This window comes from Pseudomonas sp. 10(2024) (assembly GCF_045164175.1).
In the GTDB taxonomy this organism is placed as follows: Bacteria; Pseudomonadota; Gammaproteobacteria; order Pseudomonadales; family Pseudomonadaceae; genus Aquipseudomonas; species Aquipseudomonas alloputida.
In genome coordinates this window covers 869613-894607 of the sequence record NZ_CP174006.1, presented here as the reverse complement: position 1 = coordinate 894607, position 24995 = coordinate 869613, and the positions used below count along the sequence as shown (strand labels likewise).

Annotated in this window: 21 protein-coding genes and 2 pseudogenes; 10 read left to right on the top strand and 13 right to left on the bottom strand. The window is 62.6% G+C overall.

Annotated features, from left to right (window positions below):
- The first annotated feature begins 59 nt into the window (after positions 1 to 59).
- The 3 genes from ACI7M0_RS04060 to ACI7M0_RS04050 all read left to right on the top strand — a co-directional run bounded on the left by ACI7M0_RS04060 (position 60) and on the right by ACI7M0_RS04050 (position 3699).
- The gene (locus tag ACI7M0_RS04060; RefSeq protein WP_129933042.1) at positions 60 to 284 is read left to right on the top strand and encodes a hypothetical protein; all 225 of its coding nucleotides are present in this window, start codon (positions 60 to 62) and stop codon (positions 282 to 284) included.
- Between the two features lie 205 nt (positions 285 to 489).
- Positions 490 to 1824: an OprD family porin gene (locus tag ACI7M0_RS04055; RefSeq protein WP_010952035.1), complete on the top strand. Its 1335-nt coding sequence runs from the start codon at positions 490 to 492 to the stop codon at positions 1822 to 1824.
- 384 nt (positions 1825 to 2208) lie between these two features.
- A complete protein-coding gene (locus tag ACI7M0_RS04050; protein WP_104960796.1) occupies positions 2209 to 3699 on the top strand; it encodes a sensor domain-containing diguanylate cyclase in 1491 nt (496 codons plus the stop codon).
- On the opposite strand, the gene ACI7M0_RS04045 is transcribed toward ACI7M0_RS04050, so the two are convergent.
- Positions 3696 to 4172, bottom strand: coding sequence for a PA2169 family four-helix-bundle protein (locus tag ACI7M0_RS04045; protein ID WP_014589713.1), 477 nt, complete (start codon positions 4170 to 4172; stop codon positions 3696 to 3698). The two genes, ACI7M0_RS04050 and ACI7M0_RS04045, sit on opposite strands and share 4 nt — an antisense overlap.
- A gap of 201 nt (positions 4173 to 4373) precedes the next feature.
- Here ACI7M0_RS04045 and ACI7M0_RS04040 point away from each other — a divergent pair, with 201 nt between their 5' ends.
- The gene (locus tag ACI7M0_RS04040) at positions 4374 to 4595 is read left to right on the top strand and encodes a DUF3820 family protein (RefSeq protein ID WP_049586403.1); all 222 of its coding nucleotides are present in this window, start codon (positions 4374 to 4376) and stop codon (positions 4593 to 4595) included.
- 147 nt (positions 4596 to 4742) lie between these two features.
- Here ACI7M0_RS04040 and ACI7M0_RS04035 read toward each other — a convergent pair whose 3' ends face one another.
- The 3 genes from ACI7M0_RS04035 to ptsP are packed head-to-tail and all read right to left on the bottom strand — an operon-like array spanning position 4743 to position 10282.
- On the bottom strand, positions 4743 to 6485 hold the full coding sequence (locus tag ACI7M0_RS04035) for a PTS fructose-like transporter subunit IIB (RefSeq protein WP_129933043.1): 1743 nt from the start codon (positions 6483 to 6485) through the stop codon (positions 4743 to 4745).
- Positions 6482 to 7429, bottom strand: coding sequence for a 1-phosphofructokinase (gene pfkB / locus ACI7M0_RS04030; RefSeq protein WP_129933044.1), 948 nt, complete (start codon positions 7427 to 7429; stop codon positions 6482 to 6484). The genes ACI7M0_RS04035 and pfkB overlap by 4 nt, the downstream gene beginning before the upstream one ends.
- Positions 7430 to 10282 (bottom strand): phosphoenolpyruvate--protein phosphotransferase, encoded by a 2853-nt coding sequence (gene ptsP, locus ACI7M0_RS04025; protein WP_129933045.1) that lies wholly within the window; start codon positions 10280 to 10282, stop codon positions 7430 to 7432.
- A 284-nt stretch (positions 10283 to 10566) separates the two neighbouring features.
- On the opposite strand from ptsP, the gene cra reads away from it, so the two are divergent.
- Together cra and ACI7M0_RS04015 are read left to right on the top strand one after the other, a co-directional pair.
- Complete coding sequence (gene cra / locus ACI7M0_RS04020; protein WP_003247312.1) at positions 10567 to 11562, top strand: catabolite repressor/activator; 996 nt, start codon at positions 10567 to 10569, stop codon at positions 11560 to 11562.
- A gap of 2 nt (positions 11563 to 11564) precedes the next feature.
- A complete protein-coding gene (locus ACI7M0_RS04015; protein WP_129933046.1) occupies positions 11565 to 12341 on the top strand; it encodes a TatD family hydrolase in 777 nt (258 codons plus the stop codon).
- Between the two features lie 44 nt (positions 12342 to 12385).
- Here ACI7M0_RS04015 and ampE read toward each other — a convergent pair whose 3' ends face one another.
- The 3 genes from ampE to ACI7M0_RS04000 form a co-directional block, all read right to left on the bottom strand.
- Entirely contained in the window at positions 12386 to 13216 is an 831-nt protein-coding gene (ampE, locus tag ACI7M0_RS04010) for a regulatory signaling modulator protein AmpE (protein WP_010952026.1), read from the bottom strand.
- The gene (gene ampD, locus ACI7M0_RS04005; RefSeq protein WP_129933047.1) at positions 13213 to 13785 is read right to left on the bottom strand and encodes a 1,6-anhydro-N-acetylmuramyl-L-alanine amidase AmpD; all 573 of its coding nucleotides are present in this window, start codon (positions 13783 to 13785) and stop codon (positions 13213 to 13215) included. The genes ampE and ampD overlap by 4 nt, the downstream gene beginning before the upstream one ends.
- A gap of 87 nt (positions 13786 to 13872) precedes the next feature.
- Positions 13873 to 16032: a DUF1631 domain-containing protein gene (locus ACI7M0_RS04000; protein ID WP_129933048.1), complete on the bottom strand. Its 2160-nt coding sequence runs from the start codon at positions 16030 to 16032 to the stop codon at positions 13873 to 13875.
- A gap of 243 nt (positions 16033 to 16275) precedes the next feature.
- Between ACI7M0_RS04000 and nadC the strand changes: the two genes are divergently transcribed.
- A complete protein-coding gene (nadC, locus tag ACI7M0_RS03995) occupies positions 16276 to 17124 on the top strand; it encodes a carboxylating nicotinate-nucleotide diphosphorylase (protein WP_129933049.1) in 849 nt (282 codons plus the stop codon).
- A 67-nt stretch (positions 17125 to 17191) separates the two neighbouring features.
- On the opposite strand, the gene ACI7M0_RS03990 is transcribed toward nadC, so the two are convergent.
- Together ACI7M0_RS03990 and trxB are read right to left on the bottom strand one after the other, a co-directional pair.
- On the bottom strand, positions 17192 to 18502 hold the full coding sequence (locus ACI7M0_RS03990; RefSeq protein WP_104960600.1) for an IS4 family transposase: 1311 nt from the start codon (positions 18500 to 18502) through the stop codon (positions 17192 to 17194).
- A gap of 112 nt (positions 18503 to 18614) precedes the next feature.
- Positions 18615 to 19577, bottom strand: coding sequence for a thioredoxin-disulfide reductase (gene trxB, locus ACI7M0_RS03985; RefSeq protein WP_003247318.1), 963 nt, complete (start codon positions 19575 to 19577; stop codon positions 18615 to 18617).
- A 330-nt stretch (positions 19578 to 19907) separates the two neighbouring features.
- On the opposite strand from trxB, the gene cysZ reads away from it, so the two are divergent.
- On the top strand, positions 19908 to 20636 hold the full coding sequence (gene cysZ / locus ACI7M0_RS03980; protein ID WP_021781720.1) for a sulfate transporter CysZ: 729 nt from the start codon (positions 19908 to 19910) through the stop codon (positions 20634 to 20636).
- Positions 20637 to 20821: 185 nt separating this feature from the next.
- Here the strand turns inward: cysZ and ACI7M0_RS03975 are convergent.
- Both ACI7M0_RS03975 and ACI7M0_RS03970 read right to left on the bottom strand, forming a co-directional pair.
- Positions 20822 to 21235, bottom strand: a pseudogene (locus tag ACI7M0_RS03975) (methyl-accepting chemotaxis protein); the annotation flags it as partial.
- A gap of 180 nt (positions 21236 to 21415) precedes the next feature.
- Positions 21416 to 22009: pseudogene (locus tag ACI7M0_RS03970) on the bottom strand (PAS domain-containing protein); the annotation flags it as partial.
- A gap of 307 nt (positions 22010 to 22316) precedes the next feature.
- Between ACI7M0_RS03970 and ACI7M0_RS03965 the strand changes: the two are divergent.
- Positions 22317 to 23507: a glycosyltransferase family 1 protein gene (locus ACI7M0_RS03965; protein WP_129933287.1), complete on the top strand. Its 1191-nt coding sequence runs from the start codon at positions 22317 to 22319 to the stop codon at positions 23505 to 23507.
- Between the two features lie 63 nt (positions 23508 to 23570).
- Here ACI7M0_RS03965 and ACI7M0_RS03960 read toward each other — a convergent pair whose 3' ends face one another.
- Complete coding sequence (locus tag ACI7M0_RS03960; protein WP_004575870.1) at positions 23571 to 24053, bottom strand: glutathione peroxidase; 483 nt, start codon at positions 24051 to 24053, stop codon at positions 23571 to 23573.
- Between the two features lie 145 nt (positions 24054 to 24198).
- On the bottom strand, positions 24199 to 24684 hold the full coding sequence (locus tag ACI7M0_RS03955) for a peptidylprolyl isomerase (RefSeq protein ID WP_003247325.1): 486 nt from the start codon (positions 24682 to 24684) through the stop codon (positions 24199 to 24201).
- Between ACI7M0_RS03955 and ACI7M0_RS03950 the strand changes: the two genes are divergently transcribed.
- Complete coding sequence (locus ACI7M0_RS03950) at positions 24683 to 24985, top strand: DUF3565 domain-containing protein (protein WP_010952015.1); 303 nt, start codon at positions 24683 to 24685, stop codon at positions 24983 to 24985. The two genes, ACI7M0_RS03955 and ACI7M0_RS03950, sit on opposite strands and share 2 nt — an antisense overlap.
- Positions 24986 to 24995 lie beyond the last annotated feature (10 nt).

Sequence of the window (24995 nt, the reverse complement as noted above, 5' to 3'; positions counted from 1 at the left end):
AAAGGACTAACTTTACCCCTGTCCTCATTAGCACTTGCACCGCAAGAAGGTAGTTTCAAATGTCCAACAGTATGGGTATTGCCAGCGTCTTCGTCCTGTCTTCCCTGTTGTTGTCGCCCCTGGCCATGGCCGAAGAATCCCCGGCATTCGTTGCCCGTAATGCAGAGATCGCGGCTGTCCATCAAGAAGCCCGTGACGCTGTAGCCGCAAACAAGGCCGATACCGTAAAAGACGCGAAACAGACAGCTTCCAAAGTCAGCGTCGAGACCAGTGCCGACAGCTGATCACGCGCTGTCGCTACTCCCGTTTTCCCTTGGCTACGCCATGGGCACCCCCGGTGCCGATATGTTAGCCTTTTAAAGCCGCTGCCGATCAGCGGCTTTTTTTATGTGCTTTAACGCTCAGCCCGGCTGTAACGTGTACCTATAAAAAAGACGCACATTCAAATATAAAAACTGCCACACCGCCAGATCCAAGGAGCTAGTACCGGTGCCTTCCGCGTTTCGTTTTACCCCGCTTTTCATTGCGTTGACTGCAACGATCCCTTTCGCCGCCCAGGCAGATGAAGACAAGGCTGATGGCTTCATCGAAGGTTCGTCCTTCAACCTGCATTTTCGTAATGCCTACTTCAACCGCGACAACCACAACGCCGGCGTGCGCGACACCCGCGAGTGGGGCCAGGGCGCGGTAGCGCGTTTCGAGTCGGGCTACACCCCGGGCGTGGTCGGCTTTGGCCTGGATGCTCATGCCATGCTGGGCCTGAAGCTCGACGGCGGTGGCGGCCATGCCGGCACCAGCATCCTGCCCGAACACATCAAGGACGACGGCGAGCTGGGCGCTGCCCCGCATTCGTTCTCCACTGCCGGTGCTGCGGTCAAGCTGAAAGCCTTCGACACCGAGCTGAAAGCCGGTGACCTGTTCCTCACCAACCCAGTGATCGCCGGCGGTGAAACGCGCATGTTGCCGCAAACCTTCCGCGGTGTAAGCCTGACCAACACCAGCATCGACGGCCTGTTGCTCGAAGGTGGCCAGGTCAGCTTCACCCACCCGTACAACCAGAGCGGCCACCGCCGCATCGACACCTACTACGGGTCACTGGACGAGCACGACAAGAGCAAGCACCTGAACTGGGCCGGCGCGTCGTGGAGCGGTACCGAGCACATCACCGCCAACCTGTACGCCGCCGAGCTGAAGGACATCTGGAACCAGTACTACGCGGACTTCGACTACACCTATGTGGTCAATGACCTGGTCAGCCTGAACCCGGGCGTACACTTCTATCACACCCAGGACACCGGCCAGGCCCTGCTAGGCAAGATCGACAACAACACCTACAGCGTGCACTTCACCGTCAATGCAGGCTTCCACAGCGTCACCGCTGCCTACCAGCGAGTGAACGGCAACACGCCATTCGACTACATCAACCTGGGCGACAGCGTGTACCTGGACAACTCGCGCATGTACTCGGACTTCAACGCGCCGAACGAGCGTTCGTGGAAACTGCAGTACGGCTATGACTTCGCCGGTGTCGGCGTGCCTGGTTTGTCCACCTCGCTGTCCTACTCGCGCGGCGAGGCTGACCTGACCAAGGCCACTCAGGACACCACTCACTACGACTACTACCGTGAAGATGGCAAGAACGCCATGCACTGGGAGCGCGACCTGGACGTGAAATACGTATTCCAGGAAGGTGACCTCAAGGACCTGTCGGTGCTGGTACGCTATGCCACCCACCGCGGCAGCCAGGGTTATGCGTCGATCGACAGCAACAGCGACAACGATGAACTGCGGGTAATCGTCGATTACCCACTGAACGTGTTCTGATCTTGCGCTGCAAGCATCGCAAATAACCCTGTGGGAGCGGGTTCAACCGCGAAGAAGGCACCGCGGTGTTGGGCACCGGCTGCGCCGATGTTCGCGGGTAAACCCGCTCCTACAACGGCCTGTGTCCAATCCCCGGTGTGTGTCCACCGCAGATCAGTGTGTAGGAGCGGGTTTACCCGCGAATACCGTGGTGGCGGCAACGGTGAACGCCTGCTGGAGATTGGCCAGCAGGCCCGGCCCATTCGCGGGTAAACCCGCTCCTACAGGCGACGGCAAATCGAAAAGTACGGTACACCGTGCTTCCGTCGGACAAATCTTGTCCGACAATGCCCGCTTCCCTAGAATATCGCCGCCGCGAATGGCCCTGCCCACGCAGTAGCGAGCATGCCCACCCAATCCCCGCGTTTCGCAGTCTACAGGTCGCACCCCGAGCTGATCCTCAACCTGGGCAGTTGCCTTGCCGTGCTCGCCATCGTAGCCATCGTCAGCTACCTGCTTGCCCGCGAGCGCGAAAGTGTCGAGCAGTCGGCGGTGCGCTCGTCGAACAACCTCGTGCAGCTGATCGAAAGCGACATCCTGCGCAACGTCGAACTCTACGACCAATCCCTGCAAGGCTTGATCTGGGCCGTCGGCCGCAAGGAACTGCCGGAAGTCCCCGGCCCGATACGCCAGCGCCTGCTGTTCAATGAAGCCTTCGTCGACCGCAAGCGCGGTGACGTGCTGTGGCTGGACAAGCAAGGCAATATCGTTGGCGACTCCACCAGCAGCGTGCCGCGCAAGGCCAACTTCGGCGACACCGGGGTGTTCAAGGCCCACCAGCACAATGCCAACCTCGGCTTGCTGGTGGGCCCGCCTTTCAAGGCCAAGCTTGGCGACCTGGACTGGTGTATCAGTTTCAGCCGGCGTATCTCCGGCCCCAATGGCGAGTTCGCCGGGTTGGCAGCGGGTGCGCTGCGCCTGTCGTACTTCAATGAGTTGTTCCAGCGCCTGGACATTGGCCACGACAGCAGCATCAACCTGTTCAATGCCGATGGGCAGTTGCTCGTCCGCCAGCCCTACCGCGGACAGGACCCACTGATTGGCACCTACTACACCGAACGGCCCAATTTCAAACGCATCCTCAGTGAACAGAGCGGTAGCTTCACCGCCCGCTCCCACGGCAGCGGCAAGCTGCGCATGTTCACCTTCGCCCGGGTCGCGCAGTTGCCACTGATCGTGCTGGTGGCGCACTCGGCCGACGAGGTGTTCGAGTCCTGGCGCCGCACCGCCATTCTGGTCAGCGTCGCCACCGGCGGTCTGTGCGTGGGCATTCTCTGGCTGACATTGCTGCTGGGCCGCGAACTACGCCGCCGCCACGACGCCGAAGAAAACCTGGCCATGCTCGCTTCCACCGATAGCCTGACTGGCCTGGCTAACCGCCGCAGGCTGGACCATGTGCTGCGCCAGGAATGGGCCCGCGCCCAACGTAGCCGTAAGCCGCTTGCGATACTGATGGTGGACGTGGACCACTTCAAGGCATTCAACCAGCGCCATGGCCATGCCGGTGGCGACCATGCCTTGCGCGAGGTGGCCAAGGCCATCGAGGCATGCATTCGTCGCCCTGCGGATTTGGCTGCGCGCTATGGTGGGGAGGAGTTTCAGGTAGTGTTGCCAGAAACCGATCTGGCCGGGGCCCAGCTACTGGCTGAACGCATCCGCGCCAACGTCGAGGCGCTGGCGCCGTTTGCAGATGATGCCCACGCCGTGACCGTGAGCATCGGTATCGGTCTGTCCGGCACCCAGCAGGACCTTGGCAGGCTGCTGGGTGCTGCGGACGAAGCGCTCTACCGCGCCAAGGCCAATGGCCGCAATCGGGTAGAGGGCCCGCTCGATTAGGAGCGGGCGCGAGCGGCGTTGCGCAGGGCCTTGACCTGGTCATGGTTGCGCTGCACGCCTTGCAGCTGCTTTTCCACCAGGCTGTAGGTCATGTCGCTGGCAGTGCGGCCCAATTTCACCAGCTTCTCGCGGGCTTCCTTGTAGGCCTTGAGGGCGTGGTCCTCGCCACGCTCTACCTCGTTCAGCACTGCCTCCTCGTCCTTGCCGGTGACCATCGACTTGAGGTTGACCCAGCCGCGGTGCAGGTCGCCACTGATGCTGGTAGAAGTTTCCGGATCGCCGCCCAGGCGGCGCACTTCGCTCTGCAGCTCACTGGCAGCGTTGGCGCACTCGCCCGCACGCTGGACGAAGAACGCTTTCAGTTCGGGGTTCTTCACATCATCGGCCGAGGCCTTGAAACCCTTCTCGCCATCCTTGCTGTACTCGATCAGGTCGTTGAGTACATCGATCACGTCTTTGTTGGGGTTGCTCATGGTCGAACTCCTTGGCAGGTGATAGTCCACTAGGGAATTGCAGTGTTCGTGCCACGCTTTCAAAAAATATAAATTCCTTACCATTCAATAAGTTACGAAAATGATGGCATCAGCTGTCAACGGCGTTCTGCATGATTGCCGCTTGGGGCTTCGTGCAGATTGCAGTATGGTCGGCACCTTTCCACAGCCAGGTGCGCGAAGATGAAGCCGGAAACCCTCGAACTACTGGTGACCCGCAGCATGCCGTTCGGCAAGTACCAGGGCAGGATCATTGCCGACCTGCCCGGGGACTACCTGGCGTGGTTTGCGCGCAAGGGCTTCCCGGCAGGGGAACTGGGCGGGTTGCTGGCGTTGATGCATGAGATCGATCACAACGGGCTGGGTGATCTACTGGTGCCGTTGCGGCAGAAGCATCGCAGTTGAAAGGCCAACGCGGGCTCTGTGGGAGCGGCCTTGTGTCGCGAAAGGGCTGCGAAGCAGCCCCAGATTTTCAGCTTCGCAACTTAGATTGCCGGGGCCGCTTTGCGGCCCTTTCGCGACACAAGGCCGCTCCCACAGAACGAGGTCTGCTCATACACTTTTAGCAGGCGCCACGGCCAACTCCACACGCTCGCTCTTCTTGATAACCGCATACACCACCGCTGTCACCAGGCTACCCGCCACAATCGCCAGCAGATAAAGCAACGCATGGTTGATCGCGTTGGGGATCAACAACACGAACAAGCCGCCATGCGGCGCCATCAGCTTGCAGCCAAAATACATCGACAATGCCCCGGTCAGCGCACCACCAGCGATACTGGCCGGGATCACCCGCAATGGATCCTTGGCGGCAAACGGAATCGCCCCCTCAGAGATGAAGCACAACCCCAGCGCCAACGCCGCCTTGCCCGCCTCGCGCTCGCTCTGGGCGAACTTGCGCCGGGCCAGGAAAGTGGCAATACCCAAACCAATCGGCGGCACCATGCCGGCGGCCATGGTCGCCGCCATTGGCGCGTAGCTCGACGAGGCCAGCAGCCCCACCGAGAACGCATAGGCGGCCTTGTTGATCGGCCCGCCAAGGTCGACGCACATCATGCCGCCCAGCAACAGCCCCAGCAGGATGGCATTGGTGGTGCCCATGCTGTCGAGGAAGTGCGTCAGGCCTTCGAGCATCGCCGCTACCGGCTGGCCAACCACGTAGATCATCACCAGCCCGGTGAACAGGCTGGCCAGCAATGGAATGATCAGGATCGGCTTGAGCGCCTCCAGGCTGCTGGGCAAGCGCGCCCATCGGGCAATGGCCTTGGCGCTGTAACCGGCGAGGAAACCGGCGACGATGCCACCGATGAAGCCGGCCCCCAAGGTGCTGGCCAGCAGGCCGCCAATCATGCCGGGGGCCAGCCCGGGGCGGTCGGCGATGGACCAGGCGATATAGCCTGCCAGTAGCGGAACCATCAACTTGAAGGCAGCCTCACCGCCAATCTGCATCAACGCCGCCGGCAAGGTACCCGCCTCTTTGTAGGCCTCGATACCGAACACGAACGACAACGCAATCAGCAGGCCGCCGGCCACCACCATCGGCAGCATGAATGACACGCCGGTCAGCAAGTGCTTGTACACACCGGTTTTCTCGCCCTTGGTCGGCGTGGTCGCCGCTGGGGCGTCGGCAGCGTTTTCCACCGTGGCTTGCGCCAGGGCTTTGTCCAGGGTAGCGCTGGCCTGCTTGAGGGCAATGCCGGTACCACAACGGTAAATACGTTTACCGGCGAAACGTGCAGTGGGTACTTCAATGTCGGCGGCCAGCAGCACCACGTCCGCCGCAGCGATGGCTTCAGCAGACAAGGGATTGCGCGCACCGACCGAGCCCTGGGTCTCGACGGTCAACTGGTAGCCCAGTTGCTGTGCGGCTTGCTGCAAGGCTTCTGCGGCCATGAAGGTATGGGCTACGCCGGTCGGACAAGCAGTCACGGCAACGATGCGGGTACCAGCACTGCCAGCGGCGGCCGGGCCATCTGTCACTGCGGTCAGCAGCTCGGCGTTGGCCGCCGCTTCGTCGAGAAAGCCTTCGCGATCAGCCAGCGCCTGGGACGGCATGCTTTGGTACAGGCGCTTGCCGACGAAGCGGGCCAGGTCCACCGGCCCGGTGCTGACCACAAGCACCCAGTCAGCCTCGGCGATCTGTGCGGCGCTCAGTTGCCGCTCGGGGTGTTCAGTATTCTGCACTTCGACGCTGGTGCTCCAGCCGCGCCGCTGGGCAGCGGCGGACAGCAAGCGTGCGCTCAGTACACTCGATACCTGGCCGTTGGGGCAGGCGGTGACTATGGCAATGTTCATCGGCAACCCTCTTGTTGTTCTGTCAGTTGCACGGCCGCTTCCAACTGCGCCAGGTGCTCGCGGTCATGGATGCCGAAGCCAACCTGGGTAACGGCCTGGGCGGCGATGGCAGTGGCCCGGGTCAACGTCTGCGCAGGCGCCTCGGCCAGCAGCAGGCCGTGGACCATGCCGGCCACCAGCGAATCCCCCGCCCCCACCGTGCTGGCAACCCGCACCTTGGGTGGGCGGGCCTGCAGGGCCAGATCGCGACTGAACCAGCTGACGCCCTGCTCGCCCGCAGACACCACCACGTGTTCAACGCCACTGTCCAGCAGGCGCTTGGCGGCAGCACGCTGTTGCGTCAGGTTATCCACAGCCAGGCCCAGCACTTCGCCCAGTTCTTCGGTATTGGGCTTGACCAACCAGGGCGCGCTTTGCAAGCCAACACGCAGGGCTTCACCACTGCTGTCCAGGACTACCTTGAGGCCTTGGGCCTTCAACCGTTCGAGCAACTGGCGGAACCAGTCGGCACTGATTCCGCGCGGCAGGCTACCGGCCACCACCACGGCATCGTGACCGGGGGCAATCTGTTCCAGCCTGTGCAGCAAGGCACTGCGTGCCGCCTCGTCGACCTCCGGGCCCTGCCCGTTGATGTCGGTCACGCGGCCATCCGCCTCGACCAGCTTGATATTGCTGCGGGTTTCGCCCGGCACACGGACAAAGCAGTCGATAAAACCGCGGCCGTCGATCAGCGCCTCGAAGGGCTGCAGATTGTCGCTCCCCAGGAAACCGCCCACGGTTACGCTGTGCCCCAGGTCGGCCAGTACCTGGGCAACGTTCAGCCCCTTGCCTGCGGCGTGACTGTGCTGCGCCTGGCTACGGTTGACCTGCCCTGGGCGCAGAGTGTCCAGGCCGATGGTGATATCCAGCGCAGGGTTGAGGGTAAGAGTGAGGATCTTGGCCATTCAGTAACGCTCCACCAGCGCGCGAACTGCTGCGGCGCTGTCCTGTTGCAGGGCCTCGCGCGCCAGGGCGCGGGCTGTCTGATGATCGGCCTGGCGAACCAGTGCCTTGACTTCGGCGATGCTGCGCGCGGAGACGCTGAGTTCGTTCACGTCCAGCCCCAGCAGCACGGCCACCGCCTGCGGGTCGGCTGCCAGCTCGCCACACACGCCCACCCACTTGCCGTGGGCATGGGCGGCGCGCACGGTCATGTCGATCAGGCTCAATACCGCCGGGTGCAGGCCATCGGCCTGTGCCGAGAGGCTGGGGTGGCCACGGTCGATGGCCAAGGTGTATTGAGTCAGGTCGTTGGTGCCGATGCTGAAGAAGTCCACTTCGCGCGCCAATTGCGCTGCCAGCAGGGCCGCTGAAGGCACCTCGACCATAATGCCCAGTTGCAGGTCGGCTACCGGGATTTCTGCACGCAGGCGCTCCACCATGGCCCGAGCCTCACGCCATTCGTGCACCTGGCCAACCATGGGGAACATGATACGCAACGGGCGCTGGTCGGCGGCCCGCAGCAACGCGCGCAACTGGTCTTCCATCACTTGCGGGCGCAGCAGGGTCAAACGCACGCCGCGCACGCCGAGGAAGGGATTTTCCTCGGCAGCGATCGGCCAGTAAGGCAACGGTTTGTCGCCGCCAACATCCAGGGTACGCACCACCAGCGGGCGCCCATCGAGGCCATCGAGCACGCGGCGGTACTCGGCTTCCTGGGTAGCCACATCCGGCGCTTGAGGGTGGGCCATGAAAATCAGTTCGGTACGCAGCAGGCCGACACCTTCGGCGCCCTGCTCCACCACCTTGGCGATGCCGTTGCTATCGCCGATGTTGGCAAACACCTCGACGGCATGCCCATCACGGGTGATGGCCGGCTCGAAGCGGTTGGCCCAGGCGGCCTGCAGGCGTTGCTCGCGCAGGTCACGCTCGGCCAGCGCCCGCTGCAGCTCATCCGCTGGCGGTGCGACGCTGACCACACCACGCTGGCCATCGAGCAGCAGCGGCGTACCACTCTCCAACAGCAGTATCGATGCACCCGCGCCGACCACTGCTGGTATGCCCAACGCCCGGGCGACGATGGCACTGTGGGCCGTGGCGCCGCCCTGGGCGGTGACAATGCCGGCAACCCGGTTGGGGTCCAGGCGGGCGACATCGGATGGACCGACTTCGGTCATAACCAGCACATAGGGTTGCTCGGGTTCAACCTGCGCCTGCACACCACACAACTGCGCCAGCACGCGGCGGCCAATATCGCGAAGGTCGGCGGCGCGCTCGGCGAGCAGCGCATCGTGCAACGCCTCTTGCTGACGGGCCGCAGCTTCGATCACGGCCATCCAGGCGGCCGCAGCGCTTTCGCCCTGGGCCAGGCGCTGTTCGGCATCGTCGGTCAGGGCCGGGTCGGCAAGCATTTCCTGGTGGGTGACGAAAATTTCGCCAATGGCTTTGTCGCTGCGCAGGACCAAAGCCTGCAGTTCGCCATTGACGGTAGCCAAGGCTTCACGCAGTTTCTGCCGCTCCAGGGCGCAAGATTCACCCCGCAAGGGATAGTCGAACTCACGCTCGACACAGACATGCGCCGGGCCGCTGGCAATGCCGGGGGCGGCGCCCACACCCTGGATACGGCTGCCGGCCGCTGGCGCTTGCAGTACTTCGGGGACGTCATCGGCAATGGGCGCGACGCTCTGCGGTAGCGGTTCCACCTCTTCACCCAAGCCTTGTTCGATAGCAGCCAGCAGCACCGGCAAGGCATCGGCAGCGATGCTCGGTTCGGCGACCAGTTCCAGTGCCTGACCACGGCGTGCGCCGAGGCTGAGCAGCTTGCTCAGGCTCTTCACCGATACGGCTGGCTGCGCGCTATCGACCAGGCGCATACGGATTTCCCCTTCAAAGCCTTTGGCCAGTTGTGCAAGCACCTTGGCCGGTCGCGCATGCAAGCCATGTGGATTGGCCAGCACGATACGTGCGCTAGGCCAGTCCGCCGGCACTTCGCCGCCCAGCACTTCCAGCACCGCACGGCTGCTGGTGGCTTGGTAGAGCATCTGCCCACGGCCTTCGATCAGCACTTCGCACAGCCGCTCGAGCAGGGCCTCGTGAGCGGCGCCAAGGCTGGCCAGGCAGAACAGACCGTTGAGCGGCTGGTCGCGGTAACGCAGCGGCTGCTGCGGGGTGATGAAGGCCAGGCCCGGCTGACGAACCTGGCGCTCGCTGTGCAGCCACCACAGGCCCTCACCCAGCGGTAGCGGCTCGGCCTGCTGCAGCACGGCGGCAAAGCCACTGTCGACACAGTCGGCACGTTGCAGCAGGCGGGCACCGCGCCAGGCCAGTTCGTCGAAGTCTTCTGCCGGCACGTTCAGGCCGACCAGCTGCGCATCCAGCGCCAGCGCTTGGGGCGCGCCCTGCAGCAGCTTGAGCAGCGCTTCGGCAGAGCTGGCACGGCGCAAGGCTTCGGCCAGGTCGGTCTCGCCCAGCGCCCGGGTCAACAGCTGCAGCAGGCGCAGGTGTTCGTCGGAGCGGGCGGCAATACCAATGGCCAGGTAGACCATTTGCCCGTCACCCCAGTCTACCCCCTCGGGGAACTGCAGCAGGCGTACGCCGGTGGCATACACCAGGTCACGTGTTTGCGGCGTACCATGGGGAATGGCGATGCCCTGGCCAAGGAACGTGGAGCCTTGTGCCTCCCGGGCCTGCAGCCCTTGCAGGTAACCCTCGGCGACCAGACCGTCCGCAACCAGCCGATCCGCCAGAAGGCGCAACGCCTCGTCCTTGTCGGCGGCCTTCTGGCCCATGGCTATCTGCTCATTGGCGAGCTCGAGCATGACCTTCTCCTTTTGCAGTTCCCGTTCGGGTACTGGAGTATTGTTGTGAAATTCACATAAAGGGCCAGTTCAGCAGCCTTGCGCGGGTGGCAGCCGAGGCAGAAAATTCGGCAGCTGAAACGTTTAATCTGACCAGACGGCCACGTTACTCGATAATCTGCCCAGTAAAAAGCCCCATCCTGTCGGACAATTGCGACAATGGTCGTCTGCGCGTGATGCCTGTACCGGGTCAAACTACCCGGTCTGGCCTTACAGGCAGCCCCGGAAATAACAAGGAAAATTCGGTGAAACTCAGCGATATCGCCCGTCTGGCCGGTGTGTCCGTGACCACTGCCAGCTACGTCATCAATGGCAAGGCTGAACAGCAGCGCATCAGTAACAGTACTGTCGAGCGGGTACGCGCGGTGGTCGAAGCCCACGGCTTCACCCCCAACCCGCAGGCTGCTGGGCTGCGCAGCCGGCATACCCGCACCCTGGGCTTCATTCTCCCGGATCTGGAGAACCCCAGCTACGCCCGCATTGCCAAGCAACTGGAGCAAGGCGCACGCGCCCGCGGCTACCAGCTGCTGATCGCCAGCAGCGATGACCAGCCAGACAGCGAGCGCCAACTGCAGCAACTGTTCCGTGCGCGCCGATGCGATGCGCTGTTCGTTGCCAGTTGCCTGCCGCCAGAAGATGACAGCTACCGCGAGCTGCAGGACAAAGGCCTGCCGGTGATTGCCATCGACCGCCGTCTGGACCCCGCACACTTCTGCTCGGTGATCAGCGACGACCGCGATGCCAGCCGCCAGCTGGCCGCCAGCCTGCTCAGCTCGGCCCCACGCAGCATCGCCCTGATAGGCGCACGCCCCGAGCTGTCGGTTAGCCAGGCGCGTGCCGGCGGATTCGACGAAGCCCTGCAAGGCTATACCGGCGAAGTGCGCCGCTATCAGGGCGAAGCGTTCAGCCGTGAGTGCGGCCAACGCCTGATGCAGCAACTGATCGACGACCTGGGTGGCCTGCCGGATGCTCTGGTGACCACTTCGTACGTGCTGTTGCAGGGCGTGTTCGACACCCTCCAGGCGCGCCCGGTCGACTCGCGCCAACTGCAGCTGGGTACCTTTGGCGACAACCAGTTGCTCGACTTCCTGCCGCTGCCGGTCAATGCCATGGCCCAGCAGCATGGCCAGATTGCCGCCACCGCGCTTGAACTGGCACTGGCCGCCATCGAGGAAAAACGCTATGAACCCGGCGTGCACGCCGTTGGCCGCACCTTCAAGCAACGCATCTCAGCGGCCTGAACATGCGCCTGATCGACACCCACACCCACCTGGACTTCCCCGACTTCGACGCCGACCGCCCGCGCCTGCTGGCCAACGCGGCGGCGCGTGGGCTGGAGCGAATGGTGGTGCTGGGGGTGTACCAGGCGAATTTCCAGCGGGTGTGGGAACTGGCCTGCGCCGAGCCGCGCCTGTTCGCCGCGCTTGGCCTGCACCCGGTCTACCTCGACCAGCATCGCCCTGAGCACCTGGTGCAACTGCGCGAGTGGCTGGAGCGCCTGCGCGACAACCCGCGGCTATGTGCCGTAGGTGAGTTCGGCCTGGACTATTACCTCGCAGACCTTGACAAGACCCGCCAGCAGGCGCTGTTCGAAGCGCAACTGCAGATGGCTTGCGACTTCGAACTACCAGCCCTGCTGCACGTGCGCCGCAGCCATGCCCAGGTGATTGCCACACTCAAGCGCTACAAGCCAGCGCGGGCGGGGGTGATTCATGCGTTTGCCGGCAGCTACGAAGAGGCCCGCGAGTACATCAAGCTGGGCTTCCTGCTGGGGTTGGGCGGTGCGGGTACCTGGCCGCAGGCGCTGCGGCTGCGCAAGACCTTGGCGCGGCTGCCACTGGACAGTGTGGTGCTGGAGACTGACTCACCGGACATGGCACCGGCGATGTACCCAGGGATACGCAACAGCCCGGAGCACCTGCCGGAAATTGCAGCGGCGCTGGCGCACGTAATGGGGCTGGATGTCGAGGTGCTGGCACAGGCCAGCACCCGCAATGCTTGCACGTTGTTTGGCTGGTGAAACTCGGGTGAACGGGATTACCGCGGGATGCGAGTGGCGCGGAATCAGACCAGCACGGTCCACAGCGCAAACCCGGCATACCACAGCACTGCACAGCGCAACAGCAATTCCCACAGGCTGTCCAGCCGCCCCAACCCACGCTGGCTGTCCTCTTCCTCGGGAATGTCATCGGCAATCCGCCCCACCCGAGCCACCAGGTGCCCGGCGCTGATGTGCCAGTTGAGCACCTCGTGCAGCATCACCCGTGTCACCGCGAGGAAGTTGCCCACCAGGGCAAAGCTCAACGCCAGCGCCCGCACCGGCAACCAGTCCATGATGTGCCGCAACTGCTCGGCACGCGCCTTCAAAGCCGGCTGCTTGCTGTGCTCACTACACAGCGCCAACAATCGATAAGCCAGCGCAGCGCCAGGGCCCAGTACGAAATACCAGAAGATCACCGCAAAAAAGCCCTGGTACACCTGCCACAGCAAGTTACCCTGCACCCGCACCAGCAAGCTGTGCGGTTCATCGGCCACCAGGCCCAGGTCGCGCTCGGCCGCGTGCAGCGCCGCCTGATCGTCGCCCCGCCGCCAGGCATCACGAAACGCCCCCAGCGATGCCTTGGCATCGCCGCGGCCCAGGCTGTAGATCAGCACCAGCAGGTGCACCGGCAATGCCAGCAGACCATAGGCCACCGGCTCCAGCACATGCAGCAGCAACACCAGCAGCGCTACCGGCGCCAACACCAGGATGGCCAACGTCCACCATGGGTGCACCTTGCCGTTGCGTTCCAGACGCACCAGTTCGCCAATAAAGAACCCGTCACGCTGCACCTGATGGCGCAGGGCCGAAAACTTCTCGACCCACAGCGCCAGCAACAAAACCAGAAAACTCATGCCTTGTCCTCGTTGTGCTGCAGCGCCTGGCGGTAGCGCCACCAGTCGAAGGCCGGACCAGGGTCGGTCTTGCGCTGCGGGGCAATGTCGCTGTGGCCCTGAATGCGGTTCAGGTCGATGGCTGGCCAGGCATCGCGGATGTGCCGGGTGAGTTGTTCCAGCACCGCATACTGTGCATCGGTATAGGGCAGGTCGTCGGTGCCTTCCAGTTCGATGCCGATGGAAAAGTCGTTACAGCCTTCGCGCCCGTCAAAGCTCGACACACCTGCATGCCAGGCACGGTCATGCAACGACACGAACTGCGTCACCGCGCCGTCACGCTCGACGAACAGGTGCGCCGACACGGTCAGGTGGGTGATGCTGGCAAAATACGGGTGTTCATCAGGGGCCAGGCGGTTCTGGAAGAATTGCTGCACCTTGCCCGTGCCGAAACAGGCCGGGGGCAGGCTGATGTTGTGGATCACCAGCAGAGAAATCGATTCGCCTTCGGGGCGCGCATTGAAGTTCGGCGAGGGGCAGTGGGTGATTCCGATTCCGTGGAACCAGCCAGTGGCACGGTCCAATTGCATGGGCAGATCCTGAAAAACGCCGTGAACATGCCCACAGTATGCCCGCGGCCAACGCCGTGTGCATGTGAATGATTGTAATGCGTCGACCTATTGCGCCTGCCCTTGCCGCAAGCTTTCAAGTACCGCCTCCAGCGCCCGTTCGAACAACAGGCGATCATCCAGCACGCGCACTTCGTGCCGCTGCAGTGCCTGGGCCAGGCTGGCGCTGCTCCACTCGCGCACTTTCATGCCGGTGCGGTTGGCGAACACCAGCCTGTCACTGCTTTCAATGCGCGCGACCAGCTTGCAGCGCAGTGGCTCATCCTCGTCGAGAACCTCGACCCAGGTGCCGATACGCAGGCGTTGCGCCTGGCGCAGCGCTGCAGCCTGCCCGTCGGCAGCGTGCAGGGGCACGCAGGCGGGTTCTTCGGCAATCGTCAGCACAATCTCTTGGGCCACCCGCACATCGCCCAAGGGTTGGCCCTCTCCGCTCGGCAGCGCTTCATTACCTGCGCAGGCGCGCAGGTGCAACTGTTCCAGTTGCAGGAAGAACTCGCGGGTCGCCACCGCGTCCAGGGCTATGCTGGCCAGGCCATCGCGCAGCGCCTTGAGCAGGCCTGGCACCTGCTGCAGCAAGGCTTGCGGCTCATGTGGCGGCGTGATGCTGGCCAGCAGCATGTCCATCGTCTGCACTGCGTCGTGCCAGGCCTGTGAGGCCTCGCCCTGTTTCAGCCAAGCCAACAGCAGTACCTGGCTCCAGGCCTGCACCAGCATTTGCACCACCACCTGCGGCAATACCCGGCCGCGCAGGCGCTGGTTGAGCACGTGCTGCACCTGCTGCCTGGCCTGCATTGCCCGGGCACGGCCTTCTTCGGCGTCGCGAGTGCGTTGCTCCAGCAACTCGTTACGTCGCCGTTCGTCCTGATTGAATGCCAGGAAGTCGTCGAGCAGCTCGGCGAACAGGCTGGCATCGTCGGCAAAATCATTGAGCAAGCGCTGGACGATACGCTCTACCCGCATGTGCAAGCTGTCACGCTGGCACTCGCTGCCGCACTCCCAGCCAATCGCGGCGCCGGCGATTTCGTTGAGCAAACGGCGCGCCGGGTGGCTACTCCGGCTGAACAGCCCCTTGTCCAGTAATGCCACCTTGAGCAGGGGAATATGAAGGCGCGCAATCAGCGCCCGCAGGCTGGCCGGCAGGTTGTCATCGTTGTGGATGAACGCGAACAGCAGGCCAACCAGGTTGATCATGTCTTCGTCAGCCACGTGAAGGCGCCGACGCGTACCGCTGCGCACGCTGACCCGCAACAGCAGTTGCTCAAGCTGCTGGCCGAGCTCGAAGTCATCGGCCTCGTACGTGGCGGGCACATAGCGCTGCAAATGCGACAGCAGCCGGAGCAGGTCGGCGGTACTGATCGGCTGGGCGGCAGCCACCGCTTGCAAGCGCGGAGCGAACTGCCCGCGCACCGGCGCCAGCAGTGCCTGCAACGAGGCAAACAACGCCTGCCCTGCGGCGTCCGCCCCCTCCTCCTGGCCAAGGTTCGCCGGCCTGGGCCGCGCACGCATGCGCCGGTCTTCGGCACGCCGGCGCGGCGCCGGTTGCAGCTCGGGCAGTACGCCGGCAGCGGCCAGCAACTGGTTGGCTTCGCCATAGATCACATCGACATCGCGCAGCACATAACGCTCGAACAGCTTCAGCAGCACCAGCTTGACCCGCAGGCCAACGCCCAGATTACGCCCGGCGTCGAGAAAGTAACGACACAGCGCGGCTGGCCCCAATGGGTTGTGCTGCTCGTACAGGGGGCGGTCGAGCAATGCCTGCAGGCGCAGACCCAGTTGCTGCAGGGCAACGCCATCACGTGACAGCACCCGCGCCACCATGCCCTCGATGGCGGCGGCCCGTTCCATTTGAGCCTTGCTGCGCGGCTTGCCCGGCTGGGCCAGGTTTGCCAGCAAGTCGACCTGGCCGGCGCGGAGGAAAGCATCATGGAACGTATCCAGAAAACCACGCTCGATGCTCTTGCGCTTCAGGCGCAGGTCACGCATGGCTTCGAAGTACAGGTTCTGGTCACCGCGGTCGAAGGCCTTGTCGGCCATTTCGAAGAGCGTGTCATCGGCATTGTCGAACAAGTCCTGCAGGCCCTGACGCAACTGCAACGCTGCCTTGTCGCGCACCTGCAGCAACAAGACCGGAAGGCAAGGATGAGGCGTACGCCCCCCTCGGTCGATGGTTGCCGCCAAGGGCACCACCTTGCCTTCTTTTTGCATCCTGGACTCCTTGCAGGGTGTCTTGCCCGAAAGGGCTGAAAAATCGTCAAAGCTATGACGCCAAATACTAGTCGCCATTATCGGTAAAAAATCACATAGCTACCAGCGCCGTTTCGCTGGCTGGCTAATGACCCTGATCTGCTCCGATTACTCACGACGCCCGACCAAAGGTCAGCGCCAAGGCTGCTGTACACACCGGCCCCCTGCCCTATAATCGCGGGCACCTAGCTTGTGGAGCCGACCATGCCGAACCTACGCCTTGCCGACCTGACCGCTGAAATTGAAGCCAACGTGCGCCGCGCGCTGTTGGAGGACATCGGCAGTGGCGATATCACCGCGCAACTGATCCCGGCCGAGCGCCTGGCCAAGGCGACCATCATCACCCGTGAAAACTGCGTAGTCGCCGGTACCGCCTGGGTCGATGCCGTATTCCGCCAGCTCGACCCGCGCGTTGCAGTGCACTGGCAGGTGGCCGACGGTGAGCAGGCCACTGCCAATCAGCCGTTGTTCCACCTGGAAGGCCCGGCCCGTTCGCTGCTCAGTGGGGAGCGCAGCGCACTGAACTTCCTGCAGCTGCTGTCAGGGGTCGCCACCCGTGCGCGCTTTCTCGCCGACCTGGTAGCCGGCACCCAGGTGCGCCTGCTGGACACCCGCAAAACCCTGCCGGGCCTGCGCCTGGCGCAAAAATACGCGGTGACCTGCGGTGGGTGCGACAACCACCGCATAGGCCTGTACGACGCCTTCCTGATCAAGGAAAACCACATCGCCGCCAGCGGCGGCGTAGCCGAGGCTGTGGCCGCAGCGCACCGCATTGCGCCGGGCAAGCCGGTGGAAATCGAGGTCGAAAGCCTGGAGGAACTGCGCCAGGCGCTGGCCGCTGGCGCGGACATCATCATGCTCGACGAGCTGAACCTGGACGAAATGCGCGAAGCCGTGCGCATTACCGCGGGCAAAGCCAAACTTGAAGCCAGCGGCGGGGTCAACGAAACGACCCTGCGGGTGATCGCCGAAACAGGGGTGGACTACATCTCGATTGGTGCCATGACCAAGGATGTGAAAGCGGTGGACCTGTCGATGCGACTGAGCCTGTGAGCTGATTGCAGGCAATAAAAAACCGGCGCTTGGCCTAATGCCAGTCAGTTAAGCTGACTGGCATTTTTCATTTTCGGGTGGGGTACTTCGCTGGACGTTGCTTCACCGTTCGCGGAAACCATCGGTCAGGCCGTCGATGTGGCAAGACATATTGTGCCGCCGAAGCCTGCAGATCCGACAAAAATCCCGGCAAATTTCCGGGGTGGTTCAAGGATGTGCCATGCAGCAAGCCCAGTATTGCCCAGCTACAGGCAGTAAAACTCATCTCGCATGGGTACACACCAGGGCACTGTCGAGACATTTGCACCATCTGATAACGCAACAGGTTGTAGCCCAGCAGTACGCCCCATAGCTCTTGCGCAATCATCTCCGGCGTCTTGCTTCTCAGCGTATATTCACCACCTAAAAGCCCTTGCTTGATCTCTCGATATCCCAGTTCGATTTCCCAACGCTGACTGTAAAGGTCGACGATCTCATCACCCGGGAAACGCAGCGGATCGACCATTGAGGTCAGTACGCTCACCACCTTGCCTTTAATCGTCTTGCTTAACAGCCGTGCTCGAGTCTCCAGCGGCAGGCCGGGCCATTGCTTACGGGCTTGTGGCGAGGTGCGCAGAATGACTACGGCATCGTTGCGCCCAAGCTTGTGCTCGACTTCGTACTGGCTACCCTTCTTCAAAGGAATAAGCCAATGACGCTGCTCGCCTTGTGATTGCCAGTGATGCAGCAAACCCAACGAGTAGAAACCTTTATCGAACAGGGTCAGCGAGTGATCAGGCGTGGTAGCGATCAACTGTTCGGCCAGCTTCATTTCGCTACTGTGATAGCTCTCGAAAGTACTGCTTATCAGCAGATGGCTAGTCAGTTCCATCTGGCAGACCATTCGGACTTGAGGGTAACTGCCATCGCCATGCTGATTGGTCGCGCCGCCGTAGCACGCCCGATTTTCTGCGGTGTCGGGGGTATTCCAGACGACGCCATCCACACCCAAAAGCGTTAACCCCAACCATTGAGGGTGTTGGACTTCTGCATGCCATCGCTGCTGGGTGAGCGAAAACACCTCGCGAACCGCTTCGCTACCCAGCCGTTGCCGTCCCTGAACAACAGCGCTGGGCGCCACCAGCGGTCGCTTGCCCGGCAGCATGATGTCCATGTGATTCACGACATCCCAAGCCGACATCCGGCGGAACAACGCCATGCCGATGATGCACCAGACCAGGCTTTCCAACGGCAACCGGCGCTTGCGTATAGTCGAGACGCCTGCCGTTTCGAAGGCCTGTTTCACAATGTCTGGATCAAGCAAGGCTCCAAGCCCTTCGAGGGCATGTGGCCGCGATGCCATTTCATGAGTGAGGGACAGGGCTTTTGACAGGCGCATAAAAAATCCGATGCTCGTTTCCAAGCATCGGATTTTGCGGCCTATGGGCTAAAGGTCAATGCGTCAGTCTTAACTGACTGGCATTAGGCGCTTTGCCCCCCTTTTTCTCAGATCAGAACGAGGCGTTGGCCAAACCGTCCAGGTAGCGCTCGACATCCAGCGCTGCCATGCAACCCGCACCGGCCGAAGTGATGGCCTGGCGGTAAACGTGGTCAGCCACGTCGCCAGCGGCAAACACACCCTCGACGTTGGTAGCGGTGGCGTTGCCTTCGCGGCCGCCATTGACTACCAGGTAGCCGTCTTTCAGGGTCAGCTGGCCTTCGAACAGCGAAGTGTTCGGGGTGTGGCCAATGGCGATGAACACGCCGTCGACCTTGATTTCGTCGCTGCTGCCGTCGTTGTTCTTCAGGCGCGCACCGGTTACGCCCATGTTGTCACCCAGCACTTCGTCCAGGGTGGCGTTGAGCTTGAGCTCGATCTTGCCTTCGGCCACACGGGCGTTCAGCTTGTCGACCAGGATCTTCTCGGCGCGGAAGGTTTCGCGACGGTGTACCAGGGTCACTTTGCTGGCGATGTTGGCCAGGTACAGTGCCTCCTCCACGGCAGTGTTACCACCACCGACCACGGCGACCGGCTTGTTGCGGTAGAAGAAACCGTCACAGGTGGCACAGGCCGAAACACCCTTGCCCATGAAGGTTTCTTCCGACGGCAGGCCCAGGTAGCGAGCGCTGGCGCCAGTGGCGATGATCAGCGCATCACAGGTGTACTTGCCGCTGTCACCCTGCAGGGTGAATGGCTTGTTGGCCAGGTCGACAGCGTTGATGTGGTCGAAGACGATTTCGGTTTCAAAACGCTCGGCGTGCTCTTGCATACGCTGCATCAGAGCCGGGCCGGTCAGGCCGTGGGGGTCGCCAGGCCAGTTGTCGACTTCGGTGGTGGTGGTCAGCTGGCCACCAGCCTGCATGCCGGTGATCAGCAGCGGCTTGAGGTTGGCACGGGCGGCATACACCGCAGCGCTGTAACCGGCAGGGCCGGAACCGAGAATGATGACGCGCGAATGACGTACTTCAGACATGTCGAACTCCTGTCGAGCGGGCCGCAGGGCCGGCATCGGTGTACCGGCTGCGCCAGCCAAGAAATTAAAAAGGACCCACGCAGCACTTGGGGAAGGCTAAAACGCGCAGGCCCGCAAAGCGAAAAGTTGAGCGCACTGTAGCGAGGTCGCAAAGATTAAGGAAATATCCTTAGACAATCCACCTCATAGGCATCGCCTATGCTGCGATTTCATCGATAAACACGCGCCGGGCGCTTTTGTTACATCCCGTTTCCCGCCCACTGCGTGCCTTTCGTCGGCGCGGCAAACTCGGTAAGGTCAGCGCGTTTTCCTTCTCTGCGGAGTATCTAGATGCAAGCCCCTGTCCTCTCTGGCCCCCAATACTTGCGCGAAGGCCTGAAACTGGTGCTGAGCCCCAACCTGCGGTTGTTCGTGCTGCTGCCACTGGCGGTCAACCTGTTGCTGTTCGGTGGCCTGATCTACTTCGCCGGCCACCAGTTCGGCATGTGGCTCGATGCCCTGATGCCCACTCTGCCTGACTGGCTGAGCTTCCTCAGCTACATCCTCTGGCCGCTGTTCGTTGCCTTGCTGGTGCTGATGGTGTTCTTCACCTTCACCTTGGTGGCCAATATCATTGCCGCGCCGTTCAACGGCTTTCTGGCGGAAAAGGTCGAGGTGGTAGTGCGTGGCGAAGACACCTTCCCAGCCTTCAGCTGGGGCGAGCTGGCAGCCATGGTACCGCGCACCTTCAGCCGCGAAATGCGCAAGCTGGGCTACTTCCTGCCACGCGCCATCGGCCTGTTCGTCCTGTCGCTGATCCCGGTGGTCAACGTGGTGGCTGCGCCGCTGTGGCTGATCTTCGGCGTGTGGATGATGGCCATCCAGTACATCGACTACCCGGCGGACAACAACAAGATGACCTGGCAGGACATGCTCGCCTGGCTGCGCCAGAAGCGCTGGCAGAGCCTGGGCTTTGGCGGCATCACCTACCTGGCGCTGATGATTCCGGGGGTTAACGTGCTGATGATGCCGGCGGCGGTGGCCGGGGCTACGCTGTTCTGGGTGCGGGAGCGGAGCTGACTCCTGGACCGTGTGCGATTGACTTGGATTGCGCGGGCCCCTGTGGGAGCGGCCTTGTGTCGCGATAGGGCCGCAAAGCGGCCCCAGCAATCTGTGCAGTGGCGCTGAAATCTGGGGCCGCTCTGCGGCCCTATCGCGACACAAGGCCGCTCCCACAAAAAAGCAGAGCGTGCCTGGCCTGGGTTTCACTGCCCCAACCGGCTGGAAAACTGCCCCACCACATCCACCACCCGCTTCGCCCCGTCCTGGATCTCGACAATTACGGTGCCCGTCTCATCCGCCAGCGCCAGCCCCTGTTCGGCCTGGCGCTTGCTGGTGTCGATGATCGACACCGCCGCCTGCGCCAGTTGTTCGTTCTGCTGTACCACCCGGGCGATTTCTTCGGTGGCGGTGCTGGTGCGAGAGGCCAGTTGACGCACTTCGTCGGCAACGACGGCAAAGCCCCGCCCTTGCTCACCCGCGCGGGCAGCTTCGATGGCCGCGTTAAGGGCCAGCAGGTTGGTCTGCCCGGCAATGTCGCTGATGGTCTTGATGATCGAACCGATCACCCGCGACTGGGTATCCAGCGCCTGGATGCCGTCGGCGGCCTCTTGCATCGAAGCCTCCAGTCCACGCATCACGGTGACAGTCTGGGTGACCACTTCGGTGGCCTTGCGAGCACTGACATCGGTACCCAGCGAGGTGTTGTAGGCGACATCTGCCGCCTCGGCCACTGCCAGCTCCTGGTTGACCTGGTCGGTGATCACGGTGGCGAACTTGACCACCTTGTACAGCACATCGTGGGCATCGAAGATCGGGTTGTACGAGGCCTCCAGCCAGATCACCCGGCCATGGGCATCGATGCGCTTGAAGCGCTCGGCAACATATTCGCCACGCCGCAGCCTTTCCCAGAACGCTTGGTAGCCAGCCGAGTTGACCTCCTGCGGTTCGCAGAACATGCGGTGGTGCTTACCGCGAATCTGCTCCAGGCGATAGCCGACGGTGGCCAGGAAACGATCGTTGGCAGTGAGAATGATGCCGTCGAGGTCGAACTCGATCACCGCAGTCGAGCGCATCAGGGCCTTGATCAGGCTTTCGTGCTCGCGTGAGGTCTCGATGGTTCGCGTGAGGTCGCTGGAATGCAGGGTGAAGTACTTGATGCGCCCCTCGCTGTTCTTCACCGGCTGCAGGATCGAGCGCAGCCAGGCTTCCTGACCATTGCCCCGCAGAAGACGGAACGCACCGTTCAGGTGTTCACCACGGCTGATCGCACTTTTCATGCGCTGGTAGAAGTCCAGCGACTTTACGTGGGCGGGGACGATGTCCTCGATATTGCGTCCAAGCAATTGTTCGGCACGGTAGAGCATCTCGCTCTCGAAATTGCCGTTGACCATCTCGATCCGTCCCTGAGGGTCGAGCTGCAGCACCAGCATCTCGCTGTCGAGACTACTCTTGACCTGTTCGATGGACATCAGGTCTTCGCGCAGTTGCCGGATTTCTTGCTTGAGCTTGTTGTTGAACATCACCGCTCTCCTGGAGCGCATCACGTAGTCGAATGCATCTTCATCGGCTGCCGGCGACACCTTCTTGAGTGCTGTGCGAGGAAATATTCATAAAGGCAAAAATGCCGGCAGTCAGGCGTCATCTTTACGTCACAAGGCGGTCACATTGGCGCAACCCGGCAGGCGGAAACTTTTTGTCATGAATACACCCGCCCTACGCATTACCCTGGTCAGCGAAACCTTCCCACCCGAGATCAACGGCGTGGCCAACACCCTTGGCCGCCTCAGTGATGGGTTGCGCCAACGCGGCCATGAGGTCGAGGTGGTGCGCCCGCGCCAGGCCGGCGAAGGGCACGCGCACAACGATCCGCAGCTGATGCTGTGCCGTGGCTGGGCGCTGCCTGGCTACCCGGGTTTGCAGTGGGGCGAGGTGTCGATGCACAAGCTGTTGCGCCACTGGCGCCGGCAGCGCCCGGATGTACTGTACATCGCCACCGAGGGGCCGCTGGGGCTCAGCGCCCTGCGCGCGGCCCGACGCCTGGGGGTGGCGGTTGTCAGTGGCTTCCACACCAACTTCCCGCAGTATTCCGGCCAGTACGGCCTTGGCCTGCTGGCGCGCCTGCTCACCCACTACTTGCGCTGGTTCCATCGGCGCACGGCAATCACCTTGGTGCCGAGTGCCAGCCAGCGCCTAGAGCTGGAGCGTCGCGGTTTCGAACGCCTGGAGTTGCTGGCCCGAGGGGTCGATGCCTGCCTGTTCAATCCGGCCCGGCGCAGCCAGACCCTGCGCGAAAGCTGGGGGCTAGGCCCGGAGGACATCGCCGTACTGCATGTCGGGCGGCTGGCGGCGGAAAAGAACCTTGGCTTGCTACGGCCTTGCTTCGAGGCATTACGCAAGACGTATCCACAAAAGCGCCTGCGCCTGATCATGGTCGGCGACGGGCCTCAGCGCACCAAGCTCGAACAAGAGATACCGGACGCCGTGTTTTGCGGCGCCCAGCGCGGTGAACGACTGGCCGAGCACTATGCCAGCGGCGACCTGTTCCTGTTCCCGAGCCTGACCGAGACCTTCGGCAATGTGGTGCTCGAAGCCATGGCCTCAGGGTTGGCGGTAGTTGCTTATGACGAGGCGGCCGCCGCGCAGCATATTCGCCATGGCCACAGTGGCGCGCTGGCGATGCCGGGGGACCAGGCGGCGTTTGTCGATGCAGCGTGCTGGTTGCTGGAAGAAGTGGAAACCTTGCGCAGGGTGCGCCTGAATGCGCGACAGCATGCCAGCCGCCAGGGCTGGCCGGCGATTGTCGAACAGTTCGAGGGGTATCTGAACAGCGCATGCCGGCAACCTGGTGCTACGGCTGGGCGTTCTGCGCAATGTTTGCAGCGCCTGTGAGATCCAGCGCCGCCCGCGCGGCACTCGATCTTACAGGTGCCAAAACATCACGTCAGAGACTCTTCAGGCCAGGGCTTTCTCGATGGCCTGCACCACCGCCGGGTCATCCGGTGCCGTGCGCGGCGAGAAACGCGCCAGCACCCGGCCATCCTTGCCCACCAGAAACTTCTCGAAATTCCAGGTAATGTCACCGGGGAACTCGGCCCCCTCCCCTGCCAGCAGGCGGTACAACGAATGGCGCTGCGGCCCGTTGACCTCCAGCTTGCTCCCCAGCGGGAAACTGACCCCGTAGTTGAGGCTGCAGAAGTCCTGGATTTCCTTTTCGCTACCCGGTTCCTGCCCGGCAAACTGGTTGCACGGCAGGCCAAGCACATTGAAGCCCTTGTCCTTGTAGATCTGGTAGAGGTTTTCCAGGGCCTTGTATTGCGGCGTCAGGCCACATTTGGAGGCAACGTTGACCACCAGCACCACTTGGCCCTTGAAGGGTGCGAGGGGCAGCTCTCCGCCGTTCAGCGCTTCCAGTTTCAGGTCGTGAAATGCACTCATGATGAAATCCCCTCTCAGGTTCCCGGTTGCCGTGCAGGCGAATTCCGCCCACTAAAAAGGCGCTCGTCCAAACCGTTCACCTCCCGTAGGAAGGCAAATCGGCTTGCCCGAGCGCCTGGCGACTTTCTGAGCTTAGCGCAGAAAATCAGTGGTGATGGCCACCTTCACCGTGGATGTGACGGTGAGCGATTTCTTCGTCGCTGGCGTCACGCACGTTCACAACCTTGACCTGGAAGGTCAGGCGCTGACCGGCCAGTGGGTGGTTGCCATCAACGGTGACGTCGTCGCCGTCGATGTCGCGGATGGTGACGATCTGCATCTGGCCGTCCGGCGCCGAAGCGTGGAACTGCATGCCCACTTCCAGCTCGTCGACACCTTCGAACAGGCTACGGTTCAGGGTGCTGACCAGTTCGGCCAGGTACTCGCCGTAGGCCTCTTCAGGTTCAATGGAAACGTTCAGCTCGTCACCAGCCTGCTTGCCTTCCAGGGCTTTTTCCAGGCCCGGGATGATATTGCCGGCACCGTGCAGGTAAACCAGCGGCGCGCCACCGGCGGAGCTGTCGATGGTCTCCCCGGCGTCGTTGGTCAGGGTATAGTCGATGGAGACAGCCTTGTTGGCGGCGATCAGCATGGGGCAAGACCTTTTGCAAAAGAATGTAGAGCGGACAAGTGTAACCTTGCCATCGTCCGATTGCGAACGTGGTGCAGACGAGCAACGGCCCATCAGTCGGATCAACGGCTTTCATCAGGACGAAGAAGGCCACTGGGTGGCGGAACTTTCGTGCGGCCATACCCAGCACCTGCGCCACCAGCCGCCGTGGCAGGCACGCCCCTGGGTGCTCGACCCGGCACAACGTGCGCAACACATCGGCCAGCCTTTCGCTTGCGGCTGGTGCGCACAAGGGGCCGATAGCGCTACCCTTGACCGTTAATTTCTTGCAC

What these genes read in the sequence shown, in the direction of transcription:
- ACI7M0_RS04060 (WP_129933042.1), top strand. Translation starts at nt 60, where the DNA reads ATGTCCAACAGTATGGGTATTGCCAGCGTCTTCGTCCTGTCTTCCCTG.
- ACI7M0_RS04050 (WP_104960796.1), top strand. Translation starts at nt 2,209, where the DNA reads ATGCCCACCCAATCCCCGCGTTTCGCAGTCTACAGGTCGCACCCCGAG.
- ACI7M0_RS04045 (WP_014589713.1), bottom strand. Translation starts at nt 4,172, where the DNA reads ATGAGCAACCCCAACAAAGACGTGATCGATGTACTCAACGACCTGATC.
- ACI7M0_RS04040 (WP_049586403.1), top strand. Translation starts at nt 4,374, where the DNA reads ATGAAGCCGGAAACCCTCGAACTACTGGTGACCCGCAGCATGCCGTTC.
- ACI7M0_RS04035 (WP_129933043.1), bottom strand. Translation starts at nt 6,485, where the DNA reads ATGAACATTGCCATAGTCACCGCCTGCCCCAACGGCCAGGTATCGAGT.
- pfkB (WP_129933044.1), bottom strand. Translation starts at nt 7,429, where the DNA reads ATGGCCAAGATCCTCACTCTTACCCTCAACCCTGCGCTGGATATCACC.
- ptsP (WP_129933045.1), bottom strand. Translation starts at nt 10,282, where the DNA reads ATGCTCGAGCTCGCCAATGAGCAGATAGCCATGGGCCAGAAGGCCGCC.
- ACI7M0_RS04015 (WP_129933046.1), top strand. Translation starts at nt 11,565, where the DNA reads ATGCGCCTGATCGACACCCACACCCACCTGGACTTCCCCGACTTCGAC.
- ampE (WP_010952026.1), bottom strand. Translation starts at nt 13,216, where the DNA reads ATGAGTTTTCTGGTTTTGTTGCTGGCGCTGTGGGTCGAGAAGTTTTCG.
- ampD (WP_129933047.1), bottom strand. Translation starts at nt 13,785, where the DNA reads ATGCAATTGGACCGTGCCACTGGCTGGTTCCACGGAATCGGAATCACC.
- ACI7M0_RS04000 (WP_129933048.1), bottom strand. Translation starts at nt 16,032, where the DNA reads ATGCAAAAAGAAGGCAAGGTGGTGCCCTTGGCGGCAACCATCGACCGA.
- nadC (WP_129933049.1), top strand. Translation starts at nt 16,276, where the DNA reads ATGCCGAACCTACGCCTTGCCGACCTGACCGCTGAAATTGAAGCCAAC.
- ACI7M0_RS03990 (WP_104960600.1), bottom strand. Translation starts at nt 18,502, where the DNA reads ATGCGCCTGTCAAAAGCCCTGTCCCTCACTCATGAAATGGCATCGCGG.
- trxB (WP_003247318.1), bottom strand. Translation starts at nt 19,577, where the DNA reads ATGTCTGAAGTACGTCATTCGCGCGTCATCATTCTCGGTTCCGGCCCT.
- cysZ (WP_021781720.1), top strand. Translation starts at nt 19,908, where the DNA reads ATGCAAGCCCCTGTCCTCTCTGGCCCCCAATACTTGCGCGAAGGCCTG.
- ACI7M0_RS03965 (WP_129933287.1), top strand. Translation starts at nt 22,317, where the DNA reads ATGAATACACCCGCCCTACGCATTACCCTGGTCAGCGAAACCTTCCCA.
- ACI7M0_RS03960 (WP_004575870.1), bottom strand. Translation starts at nt 24,053, where the DNA reads ATGAGTGCATTTCACGACCTGAAACTGGAAGCGCTGAACGGCGGAGAG.
- ACI7M0_RS03950 (WP_010952015.1), top strand. Translation starts at nt 24,683, where the DNA reads ATGGGGCAAGACCTTTTGCAAAAGAATGTAGAGCGGACAAGTGTAACC.
- ACI7M0_RS03955 (WP_003247325.1), bottom strand. Translation starts at nt 24,684, where the DNA reads ATGCTGATCGCCGCCAACAAGGCTGTCTCCATCGACTATACCCTGACC.